Annotated in this window: 17 protein-coding genes and 4 tRNA genes; 4 read left to right on the top strand and 17 right to left on the bottom strand. The window is 62.1% G+C overall.

The window, feature by feature from the left end; all coding sequences use genetic code 11:
• Positions 1–118: 118 nt before the first annotated feature.
• From NUV89_RS16340 to leuC, 7 genes are all read right to left on the bottom strand, one after another.
• Complete coding sequence (locus NUV89_RS16340) at positions 119–2659, bottom strand: FimV/HubP family polar landmark protein (protein WP_257782142.1); 2541 nt, start codon at positions 2657–2659, stop codon at positions 119–121.
• A gap of 162 nt (positions 2660–2821) precedes the next feature.
• Positions 2822–3832: an aspartate-semialdehyde dehydrogenase gene (locus NUV89_RS16335; protein WP_257782141.1), complete on the bottom strand. Its 1011-nt coding sequence runs from the start codon at positions 3830–3832 to the stop codon at positions 2822–2824.
• 242 nt (positions 3833–4074) lie between these two features.
• Positions 4075–5187: an aspartate-semialdehyde dehydrogenase gene (gene asd / locus NUV89_RS16330; RefSeq protein WP_017737858.1), complete on the bottom strand. Its 1113-nt coding sequence runs from the start codon at positions 5185–5187 to the stop codon at positions 4075–4077.
• Between the two features lie 64 nt (positions 5188–5251).
• Positions 5252–6334: a 3-isopropylmalate dehydrogenase gene (leuB, locus tag NUV89_RS16325; protein ID WP_257782140.1), complete on the bottom strand. Its 1083-nt coding sequence runs from the start codon at positions 6332–6334 to the stop codon at positions 5252–5254.
• Between the two features lie 53 nt (positions 6335–6387).
• Positions 6388–7152 carry a class I SAM-dependent methyltransferase gene (locus NUV89_RS16320; RefSeq protein WP_257782139.1) on the bottom strand — a complete coding sequence of 255 codons (765 nt, stop codon included), beginning with the start codon at positions 7150–7152 and terminating at the stop codon, positions 6388–6390.
• A 147-nt stretch (positions 7153–7299) separates the two neighbouring features.
• Positions 7300–7944, bottom strand: a complete 645-nt coding sequence (gene leuD / locus NUV89_RS16315; protein WP_003234333.1) for a 3-isopropylmalate dehydratase small subunit — start codon at positions 7942–7944, stop codon at positions 7300–7302.
• Between the two features lie 10 nt (positions 7945–7954).
• The gene (gene leuC, locus NUV89_RS16310; protein ID WP_257782138.1) at positions 7955–9373 is read right to left on the bottom strand and encodes a 3-isopropylmalate dehydratase large subunit; all 1419 of its coding nucleotides are present in this window, start codon (positions 9371–9373) and stop codon (positions 7955–7957) included.
• Between the two features lie 140 nt (positions 9374–9513).
• Between leuC and NUV89_RS16305 the strand changes: the two genes are divergently transcribed.
• On the top strand, positions 9514–10404 hold the full coding sequence (locus NUV89_RS16305; RefSeq protein WP_257782137.1) for a LysR family transcriptional regulator: 891 nt from the start codon (positions 9514–9516) through the stop codon (positions 10402–10404).
• Positions 10405–10470: 66 nt separating this feature from the next.
• On the top strand, positions 10471–13749 hold the full coding sequence (locus NUV89_RS16300; RefSeq protein ID WP_257782136.1) for an EAL domain-containing protein: 3279 nt from the start codon (positions 10471–10473) through the stop codon (positions 13747–13749).
• Between the two features lie 3 nt (positions 13750–13752).
• Here NUV89_RS16300 and NUV89_RS16295 read toward each other — a convergent pair whose 3' ends face one another.
• From NUV89_RS16295 to gltX, 10 genes are all read right to left on the bottom strand, one after another.
• On the bottom strand, positions 13753–14934 hold the full coding sequence (locus NUV89_RS16295) for a hypothetical protein (protein WP_257782135.1): 1182 nt from the start codon (positions 14932–14934) through the stop codon (positions 13753–13755).
• A gap of 201 nt (positions 14935–15135) precedes the next feature.
• Positions 15136–16098, bottom strand: coding sequence for a tRNA-dihydrouridine synthase (locus tag NUV89_RS16290; RefSeq protein ID WP_257782134.1), 963 nt, complete (start codon positions 16096–16098; stop codon positions 15136–15138).
• 55 nt (positions 16099–16153) lie between these two features.
• On the bottom strand, positions 16154–16588 hold the full coding sequence (locus tag NUV89_RS16285; RefSeq protein WP_257782133.1) for a thioesterase family protein: 435 nt from the start codon (positions 16586–16588) through the stop codon (positions 16154–16156).
• Between the two features lie 38 nt (positions 16589–16626).
• The gene (locus NUV89_RS16280; RefSeq protein ID WP_257782132.1) at positions 16627–17460 is read right to left on the bottom strand and encodes an alpha/beta fold hydrolase; all 834 of its coding nucleotides are present in this window, start codon (positions 17458–17460) and stop codon (positions 16627–16629) included.
• Between the two features lie 14 nt (positions 17461–17474).
• Positions 17475–18014 carry a TetR/AcrR family transcriptional regulator gene (locus NUV89_RS16275; protein WP_017737871.1) on the bottom strand — a complete coding sequence of 180 codons (540 nt, stop codon included), beginning with the start codon at positions 18012–18014 and terminating at the stop codon, positions 17475–17477.
• Positions 18015–18196: 182 nt separating this feature from the next.
• Positions 18197–18272 (bottom strand) — tRNA-Glu (locus NUV89_RS16270).
• 81 nt (positions 18273–18353) lie between these two features.
• Positions 18354–18429, bottom strand: a tRNA-Ala gene (locus NUV89_RS16265).
• A 50-nt stretch (positions 18430–18479) separates the two neighbouring features.
• Positions 18480–18555 (bottom strand) — tRNA-Glu (locus tag NUV89_RS16260).
• A 78-nt stretch (positions 18556–18633) separates the two neighbouring features.
• A tRNA-Ala gene (locus NUV89_RS16255) sits at positions 18634–18709 on the bottom strand.
• Positions 18710–18856: 147 nt separating this feature from the next.
• A complete protein-coding gene (gene gltX, locus NUV89_RS16250; protein WP_257782131.1) occupies positions 18857–20338 on the bottom strand; it encodes a glutamate--tRNA ligase in 1482 nt (493 codons plus the stop codon).
• Positions 20339–20534: 196 nt separating this feature from the next.
• Here gltX and NUV89_RS16245 point away from each other — a divergent pair, with 196 nt between their 5' ends.
• Positions 20535–21581 carry an HlyD family secretion protein gene (locus NUV89_RS16245; RefSeq protein ID WP_257782130.1) on the top strand — a complete coding sequence of 349 codons (1047 nt, stop codon included), beginning with the start codon at positions 20535–20537 and terminating at the stop codon, positions 21579–21581.
• Positions 21582–21630: 49 nt separating this feature from the next.
• Positions 21631–23121: an MDR family MFS transporter gene (locus NUV89_RS16240; RefSeq protein WP_257782143.1), complete on the top strand. Its 1491-nt coding sequence runs from the start codon at positions 21631–21633 to the stop codon at positions 23119–23121.
• The last annotated feature ends 66 nt before the right edge of the window (positions 23122–23187 follow it).

The following is a 23187-nucleotide window of genomic DNA, read 5'->3' as shown; positions in this document are numbered from 1 at the left end:
ACCGATCAAACTGTGGGAGCTGGCTTGCCTGCGATAGCGGTGGGTCAGCTGCATTAGTGCCGGCTGACAGGCCGCCTTCGCGGGCAAGCTCGCTCCCACAGGGGATTGTCGCTGCCTTTTAAATGCGGCCGAGCATTTCCTTGGCTTCGCCGCGCTGGGATTCGTCGCCCTCGGTCAGCACCTCGGACAAGATATCCCGGGCACCATCCGCATCGCCCATGTCGATATAGGCCTGGGCCAAGTCCAGCTTGGTTGCCACCTCATCGGTGCCCGACAGGAAGTCGAATTCCGGCTCATCGCCACCCAGTGCCGCGTCTTCTGCGGTAAAGGACGGTTCGATGGACGGATGCTCCAGGCTCTGGGACAGACGGTCCAGCTCGGCATTGACGTCGTCCAGCTCGGATGCGAACGCGTCAGGCTTGGCAGCTGTTTCTGGCTCATCGGCCAGGGACAGGTCGAAGTCTTCCGGCAGCTCGAAATCATCCAGTGCGGCAGGCGCCAGGGTGGGTGGTTCGACCCCAGGCACATCCTGCATCTGCTCCTCAAGACCGGACAGGAAATCGTCATCGGACTGGGTGGACGCCGGCGCATCCAATTGCAGGTCCAGATCGAAGTCAGACAGATCGTCCGGACTGGCTTTTGCTTCAACTTGTTGCTGCAACGCGGATTCGAAGGTCAGCACATCTGCAGGTGATGCCGCTTCCAGATCGTCCAGGCTCAGGTCGAAATCAGTGTCGAAGGCCTCTGGCTCCGGCGTCGGCGCGGCTGGCTTGTCTTCCAGCAGGTCCTTGACGTATTGCGCATCCAGGGCCGCCGCGGCCACCGCGGCACTCACACCCGCCGCCAACACCGCCATCGCCGGGAAGCGCGACTTGAGCAGCTCGACCTGGGCATGGTTGTCACCATTGGCCACCAGTTGGCGCTCCTGGGTGACGAAGCCGTCCTTGTCGCTCTGCAGGCCGTAGACTTCCATCAGCTTCAACCGCAGGTCGCTGCGCTTGGGCTCTTGCTTGAGCGCTTGCTCCAACACGTCGGCGGCCTGGTTCAGGTGACCACGATCAAGCAGGGATTGGGCCTGGGCCAACGCATCATTGGCGTTGGCAGGAGCCACGGCCACCGCCAGCGGGGCGAGCACCGAAGCAACGGTCGGCACCACGACGGCCGGCTCAACCACTGGAGCAGGGGCTGGAGCCGCCGCCAGCTTGACGCTCGGCGCCGGCACTTCCAGGCCTTCGAAGCTGTCCGGTGGCAGGTCCTGATCGATGTTCGAGGTAAATTCCGGCTCTTCGGCCAGGGCACGGGCCATGCGCAGGTGCTTTTCTTCTTCACGACGGGCGTTGCGATGACGCAGCACCAGCAGCAGCAACAACAGCGCCAGCAGGGCAGCGGCGCCACCCACCACGCCCAGGACAACCGGGTTGGTCAGCAGGTCATTGAATTGGCCATCGTTACTGGCAGGGGCCGCCTCAGGCTTAACGGGCTCCGGGGCCGGGGCCGTCGGCGCAGGCGTGGCTGCCGGTGCAGATGGCGCTGCCGGAGTTGCCGCCGCGGGATCACCGGCCAATTGGGCGGGAATCACCGCAGGCACTGCCGCCGGGTCGCCCTTTTCGGCTTGCAGGCGCGCCAGTTGATCGTTCTTCAGTTGAATCAGTTTTTGCAGCTTGTCCAACTGGCTTTGCAGGTCCGCCGCACGGCTTTTCAGCTCGGCGTTGTCACGACGGGTGGTGTCCAGTTCTTCCTGGGTCATCGCCAGCTTGTCGCTCAGGGCACGGCCATCAGCGGCCTTGCCTTTCGTGCCCTTCTTGGCGGACTCGGCCGAGACCAGGCTTAAGTTGTCCTTGGCGTTGGTGCTCGCCGGTGCACTGCCCGCCTGGGTGCGCTTGGTGGCATCCAGTTGCTGCTTGCCTGCGACCTGGTTGGTCGCCCCGCGACGGCCCTGGCGCCAGGCAGCATTTTGCGCCGTCACTTCGGCAATCGCCTCGGGCTGCGGCAGTGCGGTGCTTTGTACGGTGTCCGGCAGGCGCAGGACCTGGCCGGTTTTCAGGCGGTTGATATTGCCATCGATAAAGGCATCGGGGTTAAGTGCCTGGATCGCCAGCATGGTCTGCTGGATCGAGCCGCCATTGCGGTTCTTCGCGGCAATTTCCCACAAGGTGTCGCGGGAAGTGGTGGTGTGCTGCGCTGCCTTGCTCGCACCAGGCGCGGGACTGGCCGGCGCCGACACACGCGGTGCAGGCGCTGTTGCGGCCGGCTGGTCAAACTTGGCCGGGTCCAGCAGCACGCTGTAGTCGCGCATCAGGCGGCCGTTGGGCCACTGCACCTGCAACAGGAAACGTACGTAGGATTCCGGCAACGGCTTGCTGGAGGTGACGCGCACCACACTGCGACCGCTGGGATTGACCACTGGCGTAAACACCAGGTCATTCAGAAACGCTTGGCGATCGACCCCCGCATCCACAAACGCCTGGGACGAAGCCAGGCTCGGCGTGATCTCGGAAGCCGTGAGGCCGCCGACATCGAGCAATTCGATTTCCACCGACAACGGCTGGTTCAACTGCGACTTGAGGGTCATTTCCCCCAGTTGCAGCGCCTGCGCCATACCGGAGGACAGCGCCGAGGCGGCCGCTATTGCTAACACCAGTTTGCGAACTTGAACCATAGCCTCATCCTTTGTTTGAACACTCCCCGGCCTGCGAGAAGGTTGGTAACCGCTGCCATAAGGCATGGCGAGCCGATAGGTCACCGACACGCTTCTGTTCCTGCTTGGGGCCAAGCATAGCGCCTGGTTAGAATCAATCTACAAATTGCCGCCAAGTATCTTTTACACAAGGTCTTTTATCAACAACTGCGCCAGTTGTACGGCATTCAGTGCGGCGCCTTTGCGTACGTTATCTGACGTCAACCACAGATTTAGTTCCGCCGGATCGTCCACCCCGGCGCGAACCCGTCCTACGTACACAACGTCTTGTCCTACCGCATCGCCAACCGCTGTTGGGTAATCACCCTCCTCCACCCGCTCTACACCCGGCGCTGCGTCGAGTGCGCGGTTAACAGCGGCAAGATCGACCGGCGCAGCCAGTTGCAACGACACAGTCAGGCTATCGCCAAAAAACACCGGGGCTTGAACGCAAGTTGCGGAAATCTTTAGTAAAGGAGATTCCAGCACGGCGCGCAGTTCGTGTACGAGACGCTTCTCCAAGGCTGTATGACCTTGGGCATCTGGCGTACCGACTTGTGCCAACAGGTTGAAGGCCATCTGCCGATCAAAAAACTTCGGTTCCAGCGGACGCACATTCAGCAGCTCGGCGGTTTGCCGCGCCAGCTCGCTCACGGCTTCGCGCCCCTGGGCAGACACCGCCAGGCTGGCGGTGACGCTCACCCGCTGGATATCCAGCAAGCCGCGCAAGGGCGTCAGGACCACCGCCAGGTTGGTGGCGGACGGGCTTGGGCTGGCGAGCTGGAACGGTTTTTTCAGGCCACCCAATACGTGCGCGTTCGCTTCCGGCACCACCGGTGGCGCTTGCTCTGCCGGCAAGGCGCCCGACAGGTCGATCACTGCACAACCGGCCGCCGTGGCACGCGGGGCAAAACTCAAGGTCACTGCCGGCCCCGCGGCAAAAAACGCCAGTTGCACCTTTTTGAAATCGAACTCGTCAACTTCCTTGACCCGCAGGTTCTTGCCGCGAAACGGCACCGAGGCACCGGCCGAGTTATTGCCGGCCAGCAGATACAGGGTGCCCACCGGGAAATCCAGCTCTTCGAGGATCTGCACCAGGGTTTCACCGACGGTGCCGGTGGCGCCGATCACGGCGATTTCAAAGGTCTGGGTCATGGGGGCTGCCTCGGGCATTGCGGGGGGAGCGGCACTTTACCGGGTGGTGGGGTAATTGGGCCAGTGTTTGTGGTGAAGCTGATGGCCTCTTCGCGAGCAAGCCCGCTCCCACATTCGACCGAGTTTCTCCAGTTGAAATGCAATCAAGTGTGGGAGCTGGCTTGCCTGCGATGGCGGTCTAAAACACAACAAAAAACCCGCGCCTGTCACCAGAACGCGGGTTTCTTGATTGCCTCAAGCGATCAACGCTCCAGCAAGATCCGCAGCATGCGACGCAGCGGCTCAGCCGCGCCCCACAGCAGTTGGTCGCCAACCGTGAACGCGCCGAGGAACTGGCTGCCCATGTTCAGCTTGCGCAGACGACCCACCGGTACATTCAGGGTGCCGGTGACCTTGGTCGGGCTCAGCTCCTGCATGCTGATCTCGCGGTTGTTCGGCACTAGCTTGACCCACGGGTTGTGCGAGCTAATCAACGATTCGATATCGGCGATCGGCACGTCCTTGTTCAGCTTGATGGTCAACGCCTGGCTGTGGCAGCGCATGGCGCCAATGCGCACGCAGATGCCGTCCACCGGGATCGGGCTCTTGAAGCGACCGAGGATCTTGTTGGTCTCGGCCTGGGCCTTCCACTCTTCGCGGCTCTGGCCGTTCGGCAGCTCTTTGTCGATCCACGGGATCAGGCTACCGGCCAACGGCACGCCGAAGTTTTCGGTCGGGTACGCATCGCTGCGCATGGCTTCGGCCACACGACGGTCGATGTCGAGGATCGCACTGGCCGGGTCGGCCAGTTGATCGGCGACAGCGGCGTGGGTCGCGCCCATCTGCTTGATAAGCTCACGCATGTTCTGCGCGCCGGCACCGGAGGCCGCCTGATAAGTCATGGCGCTCATCCACTCCACCAGGCCGGCTTCGAACAGGCCACCCAGGCCCATCAGCATCAGGCTGACGGTGCAGTTGCCGCCGACGTAGTTCTTGGTGCCGGCATCCAACTGCTGGTCGATGACCTTGCGGTTCACCGGGTCGAGGATGATCACGGCGTCGTCCTGCATGCGCAGGCTCGATGCGGCGTCGATCCAATAGCCCTGCCAGCCCGCTTCACGCAGCTTGGGGAAGACTTCACTGGTGTAGTCGCCACCCTGACAGGTCACGATCACGTCAAGGGTCTTCAACTCTTCAATGCTGTAGGCGTCCTTGAGCGGGGCAATATCCTTGCCCACGGACGGCCCTTGGCCACCAACGTTCGAAGTGGTGAAAAACACCGGCTCAATAAGATCGAAATCCTGCTCTTCCAGCATCCGCTGCATGAGCACGGAACCGACCATACCGCGCCAACCGATCAGACCTACACGTTTCATCGCAACTACACCTTGTTAAAAAGTGGGCCGCCTTGCAGCAACAACTGCAAGCGGGCCCGAGAGATTACAGATTCCGCAGCGCGGCGACTACTGCGTCGCCCATTTCTTGCGTACCGACTTTGGTGCAACCCTGCGACCAGATGTCGCCAGTGCGCAAACCCTGGTCCAGCACCAGGCTCACGGCGTGCTCGATGGCATCGGCCGCGTCGCTCAGGTTGAAGCTGTAACGCAGCATCATCGACACCGACAGAATCGTCGCCAGCGGGTTGGCAATGCCCTGGCCGGCGATGTCCGGCGCCGAACCGTGGCAAGGCTCGTACATGCCCTTGTTATTGGTATCCAGGGACGCCGACGGCAGCATGCCGATGGAACCGGTGAGCATCGACGCCTGGTCGGACAAGATGTCGCCGAACAGGTTGTCGGTGACGATCACGTCGAACTGCTTCGGTGCACGCACCAGCTGCATGGCGGCGTTATCGACGTACATGTGGCTCAGCTCAACGTCCGGGTAGTCCTTGGCCACTTCTTCGACGATTTCGCGCCACAGTTGGCTGGAAGCCAGCACGTTGGCCTTATCCACCGAGCAGACCTTCTTGCCACGCACGCGGGCCATGTCGAAACCGACACGGGCAATACGGCGGATTTCACTCTCGCTGTACGGCAGGGTGTCGTAGGCCTGGCGCTCACCGTTTTCCAGCTCGCGCACGCCCCGTGGCGAGCCGAAGTAGATACCGCCGGTCAGCTCACGCACGATCAGGATGTCGAGGCCCGCGACCACTTCCGGCTTGAGGCTCGATGCGTCGGCCAGTTGCGGGTACAGGATCGCCGGGCGCAGGTTGCCGAAAAGGCCCAGTTGCGCACGGATTTTCAGCAGGCCGCGCTCAGGGCGGATGTCACGCTCGATCTTGTCCCACTTCGGGCCACCCACAGCGCCGAGCAGTACAGCGTCGGCCGCGCGGGCGCGGTCCAGGGTTTCATCGGCCAGGGGCACGCCGTGCTTGTCGATGGCCGCGCCGCCGATCACGTCGTGGCTCAGCTCGAAGCCCAGGCTGTACTTGCTGTTGGCCAGTTCCAGGACCTTGACCGCTTCGGCCATGATTTCCGGACCAATACCGTCGCCAGGGAGAATCAGAATCTGCTTGCTCATGCGTTCCTCATTTCATCAAGCGACCCGCCCGTGGGCAGGTCGGGAAAAATCAATCAGCGTTCGGCAAAGACCACCAGCACGTCGGTGCTGAAGGTGCCGTCGGCTTGAATCTCGTAGTAGTCGCGTACTTCCTGGCCCATCGCCTGTTGCAGCGCCAGGATGGCCGCGCGCAACACTTCGGGTGTGCGCATGCGTTCGACCCACGAGCTGTACTCCAGGCGCAGGCGCTGGCGGCTGCTGGTGCGTACGTGCAAACCGGACTCGCTGAGCTGTTGCATCCACTCGGCGGCGGAGTAATCGCGCACATGGCTGGTGTCGCGCAGCACTTCGACGGTTTGCAGGTAAGTGTCCAACAACGGGCTGCCCGGTGACAAGACGTCGACAAAGGCCGCCACGCCGCCCGGTTTAAGCACGCGGCGCACTTCACGCAAGGCCAGGCCGAGGTCACTCCAGTGGTGCGCCGAGTAACGGCTGAACACGAAGTCGAACTCGCCGTCGGCGAACGGCAGCCGTTCGGCGGCGCCATGGACGGTGCGGATGTTGCCCAGGCCACGGTCGCTAGCCGCGCTCGCGACGACATCGAGCATCTGTTGGGACAGGTCGTAGGCGACCACTTCTTTCACCAGTGGCGCGACGTGGAAGCTGACATGACCGGCGCCGCAACCCAAGTCCAGCAGTCGTGCACTGCCCTGCCCGGCCAGTTCGGCCTGGAGCAGCGCGAATTCGGTGCCTTGGGCGTGCACGGCGCTGCTCAGGTAGGCCGAGGCTTGCTCGCCGAATTGTTTTTGCACGACTTGGGTGTGGGCGGTGGTGGTCATGGTGGTTTTCCTTGGGACTTGTGTTGTGTGTGCTGCCGCTTTCGCGAGCAAGCCCGCTCCCACATTCGACCGAGTTCCTTCAGTTGAAATGCAGTCAAATGTGGGAGCGGGCTTGCTCGCGAAGGGGCCAGTCCTGCTTACATCAAATCAAGCATCGCGAAACAACCAAGGCTGGCTAGCCCGGTGCTTGGCCTCAAACGCCGCAATCGCATCACCGTCCTGCAAGGTCAGGCCAATATCGTCCAGGCCGTTGATCAGGCAATGCTTACGGAACGCGTCCACCTCAAAGTGATACACCTTGCCGTCCGGGCGGGTCACGGTCTGCGCCGCCAGATCGACGGTCAGCTGATAACCCACATCGGCTTCAACCTGCTTGAACAACTCATCCACTTCGGCATCGCTCAAGATGATCGGCAGCAAGCCGTTCTTGAAGCTGTTGTTGAAGAAGATGTCGGCATAGCTCGGCGCGATGATGCTGCGAAAGCCATATTCTTCCAGGGCCCACGGCGCGTGTTCACGGCTGGAGCCGCAACCGAAGTTTTCGCGGGCGAGCAGTACGCTGGCGCCCTGGTAACGCTCGGCGTTGAGCACGAAGTCCTTGTTCAGCGGGCGCTTGGAGTTGTCCTGGTAGGCGTAGCCCACGTCCAGGTAGCGCCACTCGTCGAACAGGTTCGGGCCGAAACCGGTGCGCTTGATCGACTTCAAGAACTGCTTGGGGATGATCTGGTCGGTGTCGACGTTGGCACGATCCAAAGGAGCGACAAGGCCGGTGTGTTGGGTAAAAGCACGCATCGGGTATTCCTCAAATCAATTCGCGAACGTCGATGAAACGACCGTTGACGGCAGCCGCAGCGGCCATGGCCGGACTGACCAAGTGGGTACGCCCACCCGCGCCCTGGCGCCCTTCGAAGTTACGGTTGGAAGTGGACGCGCAATGCTCGCCCGACTCCAGGCGGTCCGGGTTCATCGCCAGGCACATCGAGCAGCCCGGCTCACGCCATTCAAAACCGGCTTCGAGGAAGATCTTGTCCAGGCCTTCGGCTTCGGCTTGTGCCTTCACCAGGCCCGAACCCGGCACCACGATGGCTTGCTTGATGGTCGAGGCCACCTTGCGGCCTTTAGCGATGACCGCCGCAGCGCGCAGGTCTTCGATCCGCGAGTTGGTGCAGGAACCGATGAACACGCGATCCAACTGGATGTCGGTGATCGCCTGATTGGCCTGCAAGCCCATGTACTTCAAGGCGCGCTCGATGGAACCGCGCTTGACCAGGTCGGTTTCCTTGGCCGGGTCCGGCACGTTCTGGTCAACGGCCAACACCATTTCCGGCGAGGTGCCCCAGCTGACTTGCGGCTTGATCTGGGCAGCGTCGAGCTCGACCACGGTGTCGAACACCGCATCGGCGTCGGAGACCAGGTCTTTCCAGGCTTCGACCGCAGCATCCCAGTCGGCACCGGCCGGTGCAAAAGGACGGCCCTTGACGTATTCAACGGTCTTTTCGTCCGCCGCCACCATGCCCACGCGGGCACCAGCTTCGATGGACATGTTGCAGATGGTCATGCGGCCTTCGATGGACAGGTCGCGAATGGCGCTGCCGGCGAACTCGATGGCATGGCCGTTACCGCCAGCGGTGCCGATCTTGCCGATCACGGCGAGGACGATGTCCTTGGCGGTCACGCCGAACGGCAACTGGCCTTCGACTTTAACCAACATGTTCTTCATCTTCTTGGCGACCAGGCACTGGGTGGCGAACACATGCTCCACCTCGGACGTGCCGATACCGTGGGCCAAGGCACCGAATGCACCGTGGGTCGAGGTGTGGGAGTCGCCGCAGACCACGGTCATGCCCGGCAAGGTTGCACCCTGCTCCGGGCCGATCACGTGGACGATCCCTTGACGCACGTCATTCATCTTGAATTCGGTGATGCCATATTCGTCGCAGTAGTCGTCGAGGGTCTGCACTTGCAGGCGCGAGACGGTATCAACGATGGCATCGATGCCGCCCTTGCGCTCAGGGGTGGTCGGGACGTTGTGGTCCGGGGTGGCGATGATGGAGTCGACGCGCCAAGGCTTGCGCCCGGCCAGTCGCAGGCCTTCGAACGCTTGGGGCGAGGTCACTTCATGGATGATGTGACGGTCGATATAGATCAGCGACGAGCCATCGTCGCGCCGTTTCACTTCATGGGAATCCCAAAGCTTGTCGTAAAGCGTTTTGCCGGCCATCAGTCGGTCCTCATCATCGGTCTTTCTATGCCCTGGGCATTTCAATAACCCTTTGGCTTGTGAGGCTGATGGTATGGCGCTACATTAAATAACTCAAATTCATATTTTTTATGCTTTGGATTACCAACTGGAATACCACAATGGACCTGGCCAACCTCAATGCCTTTATTGCCATCGCCGAGACCGGCAGCTTCTCCGGCGCCGGTGAACGCCTGCACCTGACGCAACCGGCCATCAGCAAACGCATCGCCGGCCTGGAACAACAATTAAAGGTGCGCCTGTTTGACCGCCTGGGGCGTGAAGTCGGCCTGACCGAAGCCGGACGGGCCTTGCTGCCACGGGCTTATCAGATCCTCAACGTGCTCGACGACACCCGCCGTGCCCTCACCAACCTCACCGGGGAAGTCAGCGGGCGCCTCACCCTGGCCACCAGCCACCATATCGGCCTGCACCGCTTGCCGCCGATCTTGCGCACCTTCACCCGGGAATACCCGAACGTGGCGTTGGATATTCAGTTCTTGGACTCGGAAGTGGCCTACGAAGAAATCCTCCACGGCCGTGCCGAAGTGGCGGTAATCACCCTGGCGCCCGCCCCCCACAACCTGGTGCGCGCCACCCCGGTATGGGACGACCCGCTGGATTTTGTCGTGGCCCCCGAGCACAGCCTGATCGGTAATGGCCGCGTCTGCCTGGCCGATATTGCCGGCCACCCGGCGGTTTTCCCCGGCGGCAACACCTTTACACACCATATTGTCAGCCGGCTGTTCGAGGCCCAGGGCCTGACGCCAAATATCGCGATGAGCACTAACTACCTGGAAACTATCAAGATGATGGTGTCCATCGGCCTGGCCTGGAGCGTTTTGCCACGCACCATGTTGGATGACCAAGTGGCAAGTATCGCTTTGCCAGGCATACAGCTCAGTCGCCAGCTAGGCTATATCGTGCACACCGAAAGGACGCTGTCGAACGCTGCGCGGGCTTTCATGAGCCTATTGGATGCACAGGTCGATCTGCCAGGGATACCGGCATGAAGCTGTGCGGCCTCAAGGTTTACGTAAAACCGCGCCTTACGCCCATCGAGCCAAGGCCCTTTGATAATGCGCAACCCTGTCGATTCCGTGCCACCGTTGCCCCGCATTTACGCCCTTGACCCCCAAGAGGCGGAACAAAGTTGGGACAGTGCGCCGCAATTGCTGGCCGCCCTGAATGCGGCCCGGCTGGGCGCATGGTGCTGGGAAATCGACACCGGGAAAATCAGCTGGTCACGGGGCACCCAGGCGCTGTTCGGCTTCGATCCCCGTGCGCCCTTGCCCAAGGACCTGGATTACCTCGACCTGCTCGCCCCGGCTGACCGCGCCAAAGTCGTCCGCGCCTTCCATGCAGTGCTGGCCGGCGAACCGTTCGAACAGGCGATGCGCCATCGCATCCAGTGGCCCGACGGCAGCTTCCACTGGCTGGAAATCAACGGCAGCCTGGCGCCGGACAAGAGCGGGCGCCGCCGAATGATCGGGGTAATCCGTGAGATCACCCACCAGCGTGAGCGGGAAAACGCCCTCGGCCACTCCGAAAAGCGCTTCGCCACGCTGTTTCACCTATGCCCGAACATGGTGCTGCTGACCCGCCAGGCTGACGGACTAATCAGCGAGGCCAACCAGTATTTCGAGATTCACTTCGGCTGGCCGGTCGCCGACGCCATCGGCCGCACCACCCTGGACCTCGGCCTGTGGCGCCACCCCGAGCAACGTGCGCAACTGGTCAAGGCCACCCAGCGCAAGGGCGAACCCATCACCATGGAGGTGCAGTTCTGCGCCAGCAACGGCCAGATCCACGACGGCACCCTCAGTGCGCAAAAGGTCGAGCTGGACGGCGAGGCGTATCTGATCAGCACCTTTCTCGATACCACCGAACGCAAGAACGCCGAACAAGCCCTCAAGGACAGCCAGGAACGCCTGGACCTGGCCCTGGATTCGGCGCAATTGGGCACCTGGGACTGGCACATCCCCACCGGCATGCTCTACGGCTCGGCCCGCGCCGCCCAACTGCACGGCCTGCCGCCCGAACCATTCCACGAGTCCTTCGATGCGTTTTTCGAGGGCATGTCCGATGCAGACCGCGAGGGCATGCGCAACGCCTACCGCAGCCTGCGCGAAGGTCCGGACGGCAATTACCAATTAACCTACCGCGTGCAGGTCGAAGACGGCAGCCCGCGCTACCTGGAAAGCCGTGCGCGCCTCTATCGCGATGAGGCCGGCAAGCCGCTGCGCATGGCCGGCACCTTGCTGGACATCACCGACCAAGTCGAACGCGAACAACGCCTGAGCGCCTCCGAAGAGAAATTCGCCAGCCTGTTCCAGGCCAGCCCCGACCCCATCTGCGTCACCGCCCTGGACAGCGGTATGTTTATCGAGATCAACCCAGCCTTTACCCAGACCTTTGGCTGGGCCGCCGCCGAGGTGATCGACAAAAGCGCCGAGCAGATCGGCTTGTGGGACGACTCGAGCAAGCGCCTGCAACGTATCGAGCGGGTGATTCGCGAACAGTCATTGAGCAATGTGGCCATCGTCGTCCATCACAAGGACGGCCAGAGCCTGACCTGCGTGATCTCCAGCCGATTGATAACGGTCAGCGACCAACCGTGCATCGTCACCACCCTGCGCGACATTACCCAGCAGCAACGCTCGGAAGCGGCGCTCAAGGCCAGTGAAGAGAAATTCGCCAAGGCATTCCATTCCAGCCCCGACGCGATCTCCATTACCGAACGCGACACGGGGCGTTATGTGGAGGTCAACGACGGTTTTTGCCGCTTGACCGGCTATCGCGCCGAAGAGGCCATCGGGCTCACGCTCTACCAGATCGGCATCTGGGCCGACGAGAACCAGCGCGCCGCACTGCTGGCCGAGCTGCAGATCAAAGGGCGCATCCATCATCTGGAAATGCTCTGGCACAACAAACGCGGCGACGTGCTGGCGGTGGAGGTCTCGGTCGAACCGATCACCCTCAATGAAATGCCCTGCCTGCTGCTGACGGCCCGCGATGTCAGCCTGCTGAAAAACGCCCAGGCGCAGATCCGCCACCTGGCGTACCACGACCCCCTGACCAACCTGCCCAACCGTGCCCTGCTGATGGACCGCCTGAGCCAGCAGATCGCCCTGCTCAAGCGCCATAACCTGCGCGGCGCGCTGCTGTTCCTCGACCTTGACCACTTCAAGCACATCAACGACTCCCTGGGCCACCCGGTGGGCGACACCGTGCTGAAAATCGTCACCGCCCGCCTGGAAGCCAGCGTGCGCATGGAAGACACCGTGGCGCGCCTGGGCGGCGATGAATTTGTGGTGCTGCTCAGCGGCCTGGACGGCACCCGCAACGAAGTCAGCAACCAGGTGCAGGAGCTGGCCGACACCTTGCGCGAATTGCTCTCGGAGCCGATGTTTCTCGACGGCCATCGCTTGCAGGTCACGCCAAGCATTGGCGTGGCGCTGATCCCCGACCACGGTTCCACCCCGGCCGACTTGCTCAAGCGTGCCGACATCGCCCTGTACCGCGCCAAGGACTCCGGGCGCAACACCACGCAGATGTTCCACAACAGCATGCAAAAAACCGCCAGCGAACGCCTGCGCATGGAGACCGACCTGCGCCTGGCCTTGTCCCGTGGCGAGTTCAGCGTGCACTACCAACCCCAGGTGGATGCACGCGGCAACCAGATCATCGGCGCCGAAGCCTTGGTGCGCTGGCAGCATCCGCAGTTGGGGGCACAGTCGCCCACGGAATTTATCAAGGTCCTGGAAGACAGCGGGCTGATCCTGGAAGTGGGCACCTGGATCCTCGACGAGGCCTGCGCGGCGTTCCAGCAACTGATTACGGACGGCCTGATCGACCCGCTCAAGTTCAGCCTGTGCGTCAACATCAGCCCCCGGCAGTTTCGCCAGAACGACTTCGTCGAGCGGGTGGAGCGCAGCCTCAATCAGCACGACCTGCCCTACAGCCTGCTGAAACTGGAAATTACCGAAGGCATCGTGATCCAGAACCTGGACGACACCGTAGCCAAGATGCGCCGCCTGAAAAAACTCGGCGTCAGCTTTGCGATGGATGATTTCGGCACTGGCTATTCATCGCTGACCTACCTCAAGCGCCTGCCGGTGGATGCGCTGAAGATCGACCAGTCCTTTGTCCGCGATGCAACCCACGACCCCAACGACGCGGAAATCATCCGCGCCATTGTCGCCATGGCTCGCAGCTTGAACCTGGAAGTGATTGCCGAGGGGGTGGAGACCCCGGAGCAACTGGCGTTCCTGCAAATGCTGGGGTGCCATGTGTTCCAGGGGTACCTGCATAGCCGGCCGTTGCCGATAGAGGCGTTCAGGCGGTTGCTGGAGTAGCCGTCACACCAACTTCTGCGCCCACAGACTGTTGTTCATCCAACTTGATGAAAGGAGGCTTTCCTTCTTCCCAAACAGGTCAAGCGCGCCGTCAAACACTGCCACTGAGTGCCCAATGCCGGCCAAGGTGCCAATGGCGCCCTTGGCCAGTTCCTCCGCGCTGCTTTCGCGTACGTAGGCAAACAAGCCCAATCGGCGCAGCGCATTACCCGGGAAGTCACCGTCGTTGAGCGTCTGCATGGCCACCTCGAAACTCTGCTTGGCGCGAAAGTCGTTGTTCTCCAATTGCGCACGCTTAGCGCTCACGGCGTACAAGAAGTTGGCATCCTCCAGCAGCGCCGGATCAGTCCCCCGCAGTTGCGACGTTTGCCTGGCCTTGTTCAACTCTTCATGGGTGAGCGGCAATGTGTAACCGTCGCGCATGCTCACTTCATAACCGTTGGGCACTTGCTTCACCTGGCGGAAAATATCTGTCGGTTTTTGCCCGAACCTCATCATCGCGGCCTTGATCGCGGACACCGTCACGCAATTGCCATTGGAGCCCTGATAAAACCCGCCCCAGATATCGCGGGGCTTCTCAGTCGCCGCCTCGGCCGAACGCGACCGCGATGCGCTGGGAAACAGCCTGTAGCCATAGCTGTTTCCGACCTGGAGAGGGAAGCCGCCCTGGTGACCGACCCCATCCACGAGCAGTGCGCTGCCAAAGTTGTGGGTGCCCATCACCGCCACCACCCCCTCTGCGACCATTTCGTTAGGCGGGACATACTGTGAGAGGCCGTACACGCCCATGCCCTGCAAACATCTCAGCGTGGTCTCACCCTGGAGTGTCTTGGCCAAGGCCGCCGCAAAACTGGCATAGCCGCCGACGCTCTGCTTGCGCTTCACAAAGACCGCCAACGCAAAGTTGGCCGCCCGCACAACCTCAGCGTCATCGCCACTGAACCGGGATGCCTGCGCCACTTGCCGCAATTCATCCTGCGAAATCCGGACCTTGAACTCATCCTTCATCGTCACGTCGTAACCGTCACCGGAACGCGTTACCTGGTCGAACATATCGGCAGGCGTAGGGCCCAGCGTCGCCATCATCATCTTGATGACGGCAGCATGGGTAGAGGCGTCAAAGTTTTCACCAAAACGACGCTCGCCAACGCTGAAGGCATTGACCACAGGCTTTGACGCGCCCACTGAGGGCTCAGTGGGTTGCCTGGAGGGAAACTGAGGCCGAGGGGGAGATACAGGGGAACTTAATATCGAAGCGTTCATGGATCATGATTCCTGAGGGATGTGCCCTGAGGTTCGTGGGTTGCAGTGCCCGTCGGTTCCGGGGATCACGTTTCACAATAAGAAAAGGGCACCCTGGGTGCCCTTGCGGAAGGTCTCTAGCCGTTACGCGGCCGCCGCAGGATGGGGCATGCCCAACAAGCGGCTGACCTGCTCCAGATCGGTCTCCCGGCGCATCGCCGTAAACAACTCGACCGCCTCCGGATAATTGCGCGTCAACATTGCCAACCATTGTTTCAGGCGCCCTGGCGCCTGGCGCTCCGTGAGCTGCGCCACTGACTGGGTCCAGAATTCCTGGAGCATGGGCTGCATCTGTGTCCAGGTCATTTCCACGACCTCTTCGCCCGCCCGCGCCGCTGCGATCTGCCGTGCCAGATCAGGCCGGGCCACCAGGCCGCGACCGAGCATGATGTCTTCGGCACCGCTGACTTCGCGGCAGCGCTTCCAGTCTTCGACGCTCCAGATATCACCGTTGGCGAACACCGGCACCTTGACCACATCCTGCACCCGCGGAATCCACTCCCAATGGGCCGGCGGCTTGTAACCGTCGGTCTTGGTGCGCGCATGCACCACGATATGTGCCGCGCCACCTTCAGCCAGCGCCGTGGCGCAGACCAGCGCGCCGTCGGGGCTGTCGAAGCCCAGGCGCATCTTGGCGGTGACCGGGATATGCGCCGGCACTGCACGGCGCACGTGCTCGACGATCTGGTTGAGCAACTCGGGCTCCTTGAGCAGCACCGCGCCGCCCCGGGACTTGTTCACGGTCTTGGCCGGGCAACCGAAGTTCAGGTCGATCACCTCGGAGCCCAGCTCGGCGGCCAGCGCGGCGTTTTCCGCCAGGCACACCGGATCGGAACCCAGCAACTGCACGCGCAACGGCACGCCCGCAGCAGTGTGGGCACCGTGCAGCAGTTCGGGAGCGAGCTTGTGGAAGTACGCCGGGGTGAGCAGGCGGTCGTTGACGCGGATGAACTCGGTCACGCACCAATCGATCCCGCCCACGCGGGTCAACACGTCCCGCAGGATGTTGTCGACCAACCCCTCCATGGGCGCCAAAGCAATTTGCATGGATAACACTCAACAAAAATCGTCGCACAGTTTACTGGGTTTCCTGCGGCAACCGTTAACCCCCTGTCAGGGCGGGGCCATAGCCGTCGAGAAACTCGGCGGGCATGCGCTTGGGCTTGCCGCTGGACATTTCGATGCAGACAAAGGTGGTTTGCGCCCGCAGCAAGGTCGCGCCGTCGCGGGGGCGGACCAGCTGGAAGCGCCGGGTCATTTTCAGGCGCTGGTCCCAGTCGACGATCCAGGTGGCCAGTTGCAGCTCGTCACCCTCGTAGCCGGCGGCGAGGTAATCGATCTCGTGACGCACCACCGCCATGGCGCGGTCCAGGCGGCGGTACTCGGTGAGGTCCAGGCCCAGGCGCTGGGAATGGCGCCAGGCGCAACGCTCCAGCCAGGACACGTAGACGGCGTTATTGGCGTGGCCCAGGCCGTCGATGTCCTCGGCGCCGACCTGCAGGTCGATGATAAACGGCGTTGCCAGATCCCAGCCCATGCCTTGCTCCAGTCGATTGATCTCGGCCGGGCAGTGTATCAGGCGCTTTGTCGCGCCTGTAGACGGCGGCCGGCCAGCAGCGCCAGCACGCCCTCGATCACCCGGGGATCGGCCAGCACTTTCTGGTGACCGCCCTGCTCCAGGCGCAGCAGGCGGCTGTCGAACCAGGCTTCGTGGATGGCTTGGGCGGCTTTGACCGGAACGAAGGTGTCGTCTTCGGCGTGCACGATCAGGCCAGGAATATTCATCTGATAGTGGGCAACGTCCAGATGCTTCAGCGGCATGCCGAAGGTCTGCTCGACCTCGTGGATAAACGCCGAACGGGCCCGTGCTGGCAAACCGACCATCTTGGTGAACCCGCGCAGCACATCGAGGAAACGCGATGGCGCAGCAATACTTACCAAAGCTTCGGTGCGCAACCCCAGTTGCACGGCCAGCATCGCACTGGCCCCGCCCATGGAGTGCCCGACCACCGCCTGCAGCGGCGGCAATTCGGCGGCCGCTTCCAGCATCGCCCGCGCGAACAGCAGCACGTGCGCCTCACGCCCCGGCGACCGGCCATGGGCGGGACCGTCCAGGGCGATCACCGAATAACCGTCATTGACCAGGGCAGTAATCAGGCTGGCGAACTGGGTGGGGCGCCCTTCCCAGCCATGCATCAGCAAGACCGCCGGGCCTTGGCCCCAGCGCAGGGCCGACAGGCCGAAACGCAAGGTGATGCGCTCTGACTGCGCCAGCAGTGGCAACTCCCAGTCGCGGGGTGGCAGGTCGCGCGGGGTCATGAAGGCACGCCGCATCTTGTTGGCCACGGTGTGCGGCGCCAGATGCCCCAGGGTGCCGTTGAAGCGACGAATCCAGGTTAACGTGCCCATCCTTAGAGCCCTCTTTAGCGCACGGCCGACTTGGCGGCGCGCAACACGCGGTCAGACAATTCACCCGGGCCCAGCGCACGCGCCAGGGCCAGGCCACCGATCATCAGCGCCATGTCGGCCAGGGCCTTGTCGGTGTCTTCTGGGCTGGCAGCCAGTTGGGCGGCCATCAGCTCGCAGTGTTCGTTCAGCGCTTGGCGGAACTCGTCCGGCAGGCGGCTCATCTCGCCGACGGTCGCCGGGATCGGACAGGCCTGAACACTGGAGTCGCGGTGCTTGCGCGACAAGTAGAACGCCGCTACAAGGCCTCGGCGCTCTTCACCCGTCAACAGCGCATCCATGTCATCAATGGCCGCACGACGCTTGGCCAGCAGCTCGGTGAACGCCTCCAGCATCAGCGCGTCCTTGCTTTCAAAATGCGCGTAGAAACCACCGACGGTCAGCCCCGCCGCGCCCATGACTTCGCCGACACTCGGCTCGGCCGGGCCACGCTGGATCAACGCCGCGCTGGCAGCCTGCAAAATGCGTTCGCGGGTTTGCGCTTTTTTATCGCTCATCAAAGCCTCCGGTTCTCATGGGTGAATATTATTACCATAATAATATTTGGCAAGCGACAAGCACGACCATTGGTCTGAAGAGAAAGCAGGAGGGAAAGAAAGGAATTGGCCAAACGCCAGACAAACAAAAGGGCCATTCAATAATTGAATGACCCTTAAAAATCCCGCAGAGCGGGTAATCGTGGCGTCCCCTAGGGGACTCGAACCCCTGTTACCGCCGTGAAAGGGCGGTGTCCTAGGCCACTAGACGAAGGGGACACAAACCTTCTGTACAACCGATCAGTGCTGAGAACTGATCTGATTCAAGGACGGTGTGGCCGGAACCTTGAACCTGTAAATTGGTGGAGCTAAACGGGATCGAACCGTTGACCTCTTGCATGCCATGCAAGCGCTCTCCCAGCTGAGCTATAGCCCCGGATTTTTCGCCTCGCGGCGCAGCAGACCTTTCGAGCTGCTTGTTGAAACTGGCGTCCCCTAGGGGACTCGAACCCCTGTTACCGCCGTGAAAGGGCGGTGTCCTAGGCCACTAGACGAAGGGGACAAAACCTTCTGTACAACTGACCAGCGCTGAGAGCTGATCGATTCAAGGACGGTGTGGCCAGACCTTGAACCTGTAAATTGGTGGAGCTAAACGGGATCGAACCGTTGACCTCTTGCATGCCATGCAAGCGCTCTCCCAGCTGAGCTATAGCCCCTCATCGGTGAGGACGGGGCGAATCTTAATGGCGCTTTGGAAGTGTGTCAAATTTATTTTCAACATTTTCCAAAGTTTTTTGCCGGGATAACAATCACTTACCGGCGAAACCCCGGAAAACCGGGGTTTCGCCGTTGCAGCAGGCTGATTAAGCGATAGCGCCCAACAGCTTTTCCCACTCTTTGTTTTCTTTCTTCGAGACACCACCAAGCAAATCAAGGGCTTGGCGCAGACGGAAGCGGGTGAGGTCCGGGCCGAGAATTTCCATCGCATCCAGCACCGACACCGAACTGGCCTGCCCGGTGATCGCGGCAAACATCAGCGGCATGGCATCGCGCAATTTCAATTCCAGGGATTCCACCACCGCCTGGATCGTCGCGGTGATCCCATCCTTCTCCCACTGGCGCAGGCTTTCCAGCTTCCACAGGATCAACTGCATCAGTTGGCGCACCTGGTCGCCCGAGAGCTTCTTCGATTCGAACAGCTTGGCATCGGGGTTCACGCCCCCGGCAAAGAAGAAGCTGGCCAACGGCGCGACCTGGCTGAACGTCTCCACCCTGCCCTGCACCAGCGGCGCGATCTTCATCATGTATTCCGGGTTCAGTGCCCACTGCTGCACACGGCTGGCGAACTCTTCCACCGGCAGGTCACGCAGCCACTGGCCGTTGAGCCACGACAGCTTCTCGATGTCGAAGATCGGCCCGCCCAGGGAAACGCGGGACAGGTCGAAGTTGTCGACCATTTCCTGCAGCGAGAATTTCTCGCGCTCGTCCGGCATCGACCAGCCCATGCGGCCCAGGTAGTTGAGCATCGCTTCCGGCATAAAGCCCATGCGCTCGTAGAACGTCACCGAGGTCGGGTTCTTGCGCTTGGACAGCTTGCTCTTGTCCGGGTTACGCAGCAGCGGCATGTAGCACAGCTGCGGTTGTTCCCAGCCGAAGTATTCGTAGAGCAGGATCAGCTTCGGCGCCGACGGCAGCCATTCTTCGCCGCGCAGCACATGGGTGATGCCCATCAGGTGATCGTCGACCACGTTGGCCAGGAAGTACGTCGGCAGGCCGTCGGTCTTCATCAGCACTTGCATGTCCATGCGATCCCACGGGATCTCGACGTCACCGCGCAGCATGTCCGGCACCACGCACACGCCTTCGCTCGGCACTTTCATGCGGATCACGTGGGGCTCGCCGGCCGCCAGGCGCTGGGCCACTTCTTCCTTGGACAGCAGCAGCGCGCGGCCATCGTAACGCGGGGTTTCGCCGCGGGCCTGTTGCTCGGCGCGCATCTGGTCGAGCTCTTCAGCGGTGCAGAAGCAGGGGAACGCATGCCCCATGTCGACCAGTTGCTGGGTGTACTGCTTGTAGATGTCGCTGCGCTCGCTCTGGCGATACGGGCCGTGTGGGCCGCCGACGTCCGGGCCTTCGGCCCAGGTAATGCCCAACCAGCGCAGGGCATCGAAAATCTGCTGCTCCGACTCACGGGTCGAGCGCACCTGGTCGGTGTCTTCGATCCGCAGGATGAATTCACCACCGTGCTGCTTGGCAAAGCAGTAGTTGAACAAGGCGATGTAGGCAGTGCCGACGTGGGGATCCCCAGTAGGCGATGGCGCGATGCGCGTGCGGACGGTGGTCATGGCGGGTCTCGAATGGGCGATAAAACTAGAATTGAAACAAGGGGCGAATGGTAACAGCCCTCGGCACTTGGGCTCCAGCACCCACCTTATCGAGCATGGCATTTAGGCCAAGCTTCGGTCTCAACGCCCGTCATGGCTATTGGACAGATGCCTGGGTGGCTATATTCCATTACCTCTTGTTACAGACTCTGCCCCCATGCCAGCCCCACTCAAGCGCCGCCTGTTTATCTTCGTGTTTATCGTGATCCTGATCGGCCTGGGTTTCTTCGCCCATTGGTTCTTCAAGGGCCGCTTCTATGAAAGCACCGACAACGCCTACGTGCAGGGCGAAATCACCCGCGTCTCCAGCCAACTAGGCGCGCGCATCGTCGAGGTCAAGGTCGGCGATAACGAACACGTGCAAAAAGGCCAGCTCCTGGTGCAGTTGGAAGGCGACGACTTCCACCTCGCCGTCGACCGCGCCAACGCCGCCCTGGCCATGCGCGAGGCCGAACGCACCCAGGCGCAGAGCAAGCTCACCCAACAAGCCAGCCTGATCGCCGCCGGCGCGGCCAGGGTGGCGTCGAGCCAGGCCAGCCTGGGGCGCTCACAGATCGACTTGTCCCGCGCGCAAACCCTGCGCAAACCCGGCTACGTCTCGGAAGAACGGGTGACCACCCTCTCCGCCGACAACCACATCGCCCGTTCCCAAGTGACCATGGCCGAGGCCGATTTGCAGGGCCAGCGCCAGCAAATCAACGCCCTCAACGCCGAAATCAAGCGCCTCGACGCGCTGATCGCCAACGCCAAGACCGACCTGGCCCAGGCCGAACTCAACCTCACCCGCAGCGAGATCCACGCGCCCATCAGCGGCCTCGTCGGCCAGCGCGCCGCGCGCAACGGCCAGTACGTGCAGGCCGGCGCCTACCTGCTGTCCATCGTTCCCGACCAGGACATCTGGATCCAGGCCAACTTCAAGGAAACCCAGATCGGCCACATGCAACCCGGGCAAAAGGCCCAACTGACCTTCGACGCCTACGCCGACACGCCTATCGACGCCCGGGTCGACAGCCTGTTCGCCGCCTCCGGCGCGCAGTTCAGCCTGCTGCCACCGGACAACGCCACGGGCAACTTCACCAAAGTCGTACAACGGATTCCGGTGAAACTCACGTTTGCCGCGGATAACCTACTGAAGGGCAAGATCCGCCCCGGCATGTCCGTGACCGTCAAAGTGAACATCCAAGACCAGCCTGATGGCCGGTGACCAACTGCTGCGCCCGGTCGGCGAGCCGACCCGGCGCGACTGGATCGCGGTGATGAGCGTGATGCTCGGCGCGTTCATGGCGGTGCTCGACATCCAGATCACCAACTCGTCGCTCAAGGACATCCAGGGCGCGCTGTCAGCCACCCTGGAAGAAGGCTCGTGGATTTCCACCTCCTACCTTGTCGCCGAAATCATCATGATCCCCCTCACCGCCTGGCTGGTGCAGCTGCTCTCGGCGCGGCGACTGGCAGTGTGGGTGTCAGTGGGGTTCCTGATCGCCTCGCTGATGTGCTCCATGGCCTGGAGCCTGGAAAGCATGATCGTGTTCCGCGCCCTGCAAGGTTTCACCGGCGGCGCGCTGATCCCGCTGGCGTTCACCCTCACCCTGATAAAGCTGCCCGAACACCACCGCGCCAAAGGCATGGCCATGTTCGCCATGACCGCCACCTTCGCCCCCTCCATCGGCCCGACCATCGGCGGCTGGCTCACCGAGAACTGGGGCTGGGAGTACATCTTCTACATCAACGTGCCGCCGGGCCTGCTGATGATCGCCGGGCTGCTCTACGGCCTGGAAAAAAAGGCGTCGAACTGGGACCTGCTGAAAAGCACCGACTACCTGGGCATCGTCACCCTGGCGGTGGGCCTCGGCTGCTTGCAGGTGTTCCTCGAAGAAGGCCACCGCAAGGACTGGCTCGAATCGAGCCTGATCGTCAGCCTCGGCAGCATCGCCCTGCTCAGCCTAATCACCTTTGTCATCGTGCAGCTGTCCAAGCCCAACCCGCTGATTAACCTGGGCATCCTCGCCAACCGCAACTTCGGCCTGTCGAGCATCGCCAGCCTGGGCATGGGCGTGGGCCTGTATGGTTCGATCTACCTGTTGCCGCTGTACCTGGCGCAGATCCAGAACTACAACGCGCTGCAGATCGGCGAAGTCATCATGTGGATGGGCGTGCCCCAGCTGTTTCTGATCCCGCTGGTGCCCAAGCTGATGAAATACGTGTCGCCGAAATGGCTATGCACCGTAGGATTCGGCCTGTTCGGCCTGGCGAGTTTTTCCTCGGGCGTGCTCAACCCGGACTTCGCCGGCAGCCAGTTCAACCAGATCCAGATCATCCGCGCCCTCGGCCAGCCGCTAATCATGGTCACCATCTCGTTGATCGCCACCGCCTACATCCTGCCCCAGGACGCGGGGTCGGCGTCGAGCCTGTTCAATATCCTGCGCAACCTCGGCGGCGCCATCGGCATTGCACTGCTGGCGACCTTGCTGGATGCGCGCACCAAGACCTACTTCGATTATTTGCGCGAGGCGCTGGTGCCGACCAATCCGCAGGTGGCGGAGCGGCTGGCCACCTGGGCGGACAAGTTCGGCAGCGACACGGCGGCGCTGGGCAAGCTCAGTGAAATCACGCACCAGCAGGCGCAGATCATGGCCTACAACGATGCGTTTCACTTTGTCGGGTTGGCGTTGGGGATCAGCATGGTCGCGGTGTTGTTGACCAAGGCGTTGCCGGCGGGGCTCAAGGCTGGGGAGAGTCATTGAGACCGTGGTGCCGCTTTCGCGAGCAAGCCCGCTCCCACACTTGACCGCATTTCAAAGTTGGAACAC

Origin of the sequence: Pseudomonas sp. 18.1.10 (genome assembly GCF_024655625.1) — a bacterium.
In the GTDB taxonomy this organism is placed as follows: domain Bacteria; phylum Pseudomonadota; class Gammaproteobacteria; order Pseudomonadales; family Pseudomonadaceae; genus Aquipseudomonas.
The sequence above is the reverse complement of the archived record's forward strand: the minus strand, read 5'-3'. Positions and strand labels throughout refer to the sequence as shown.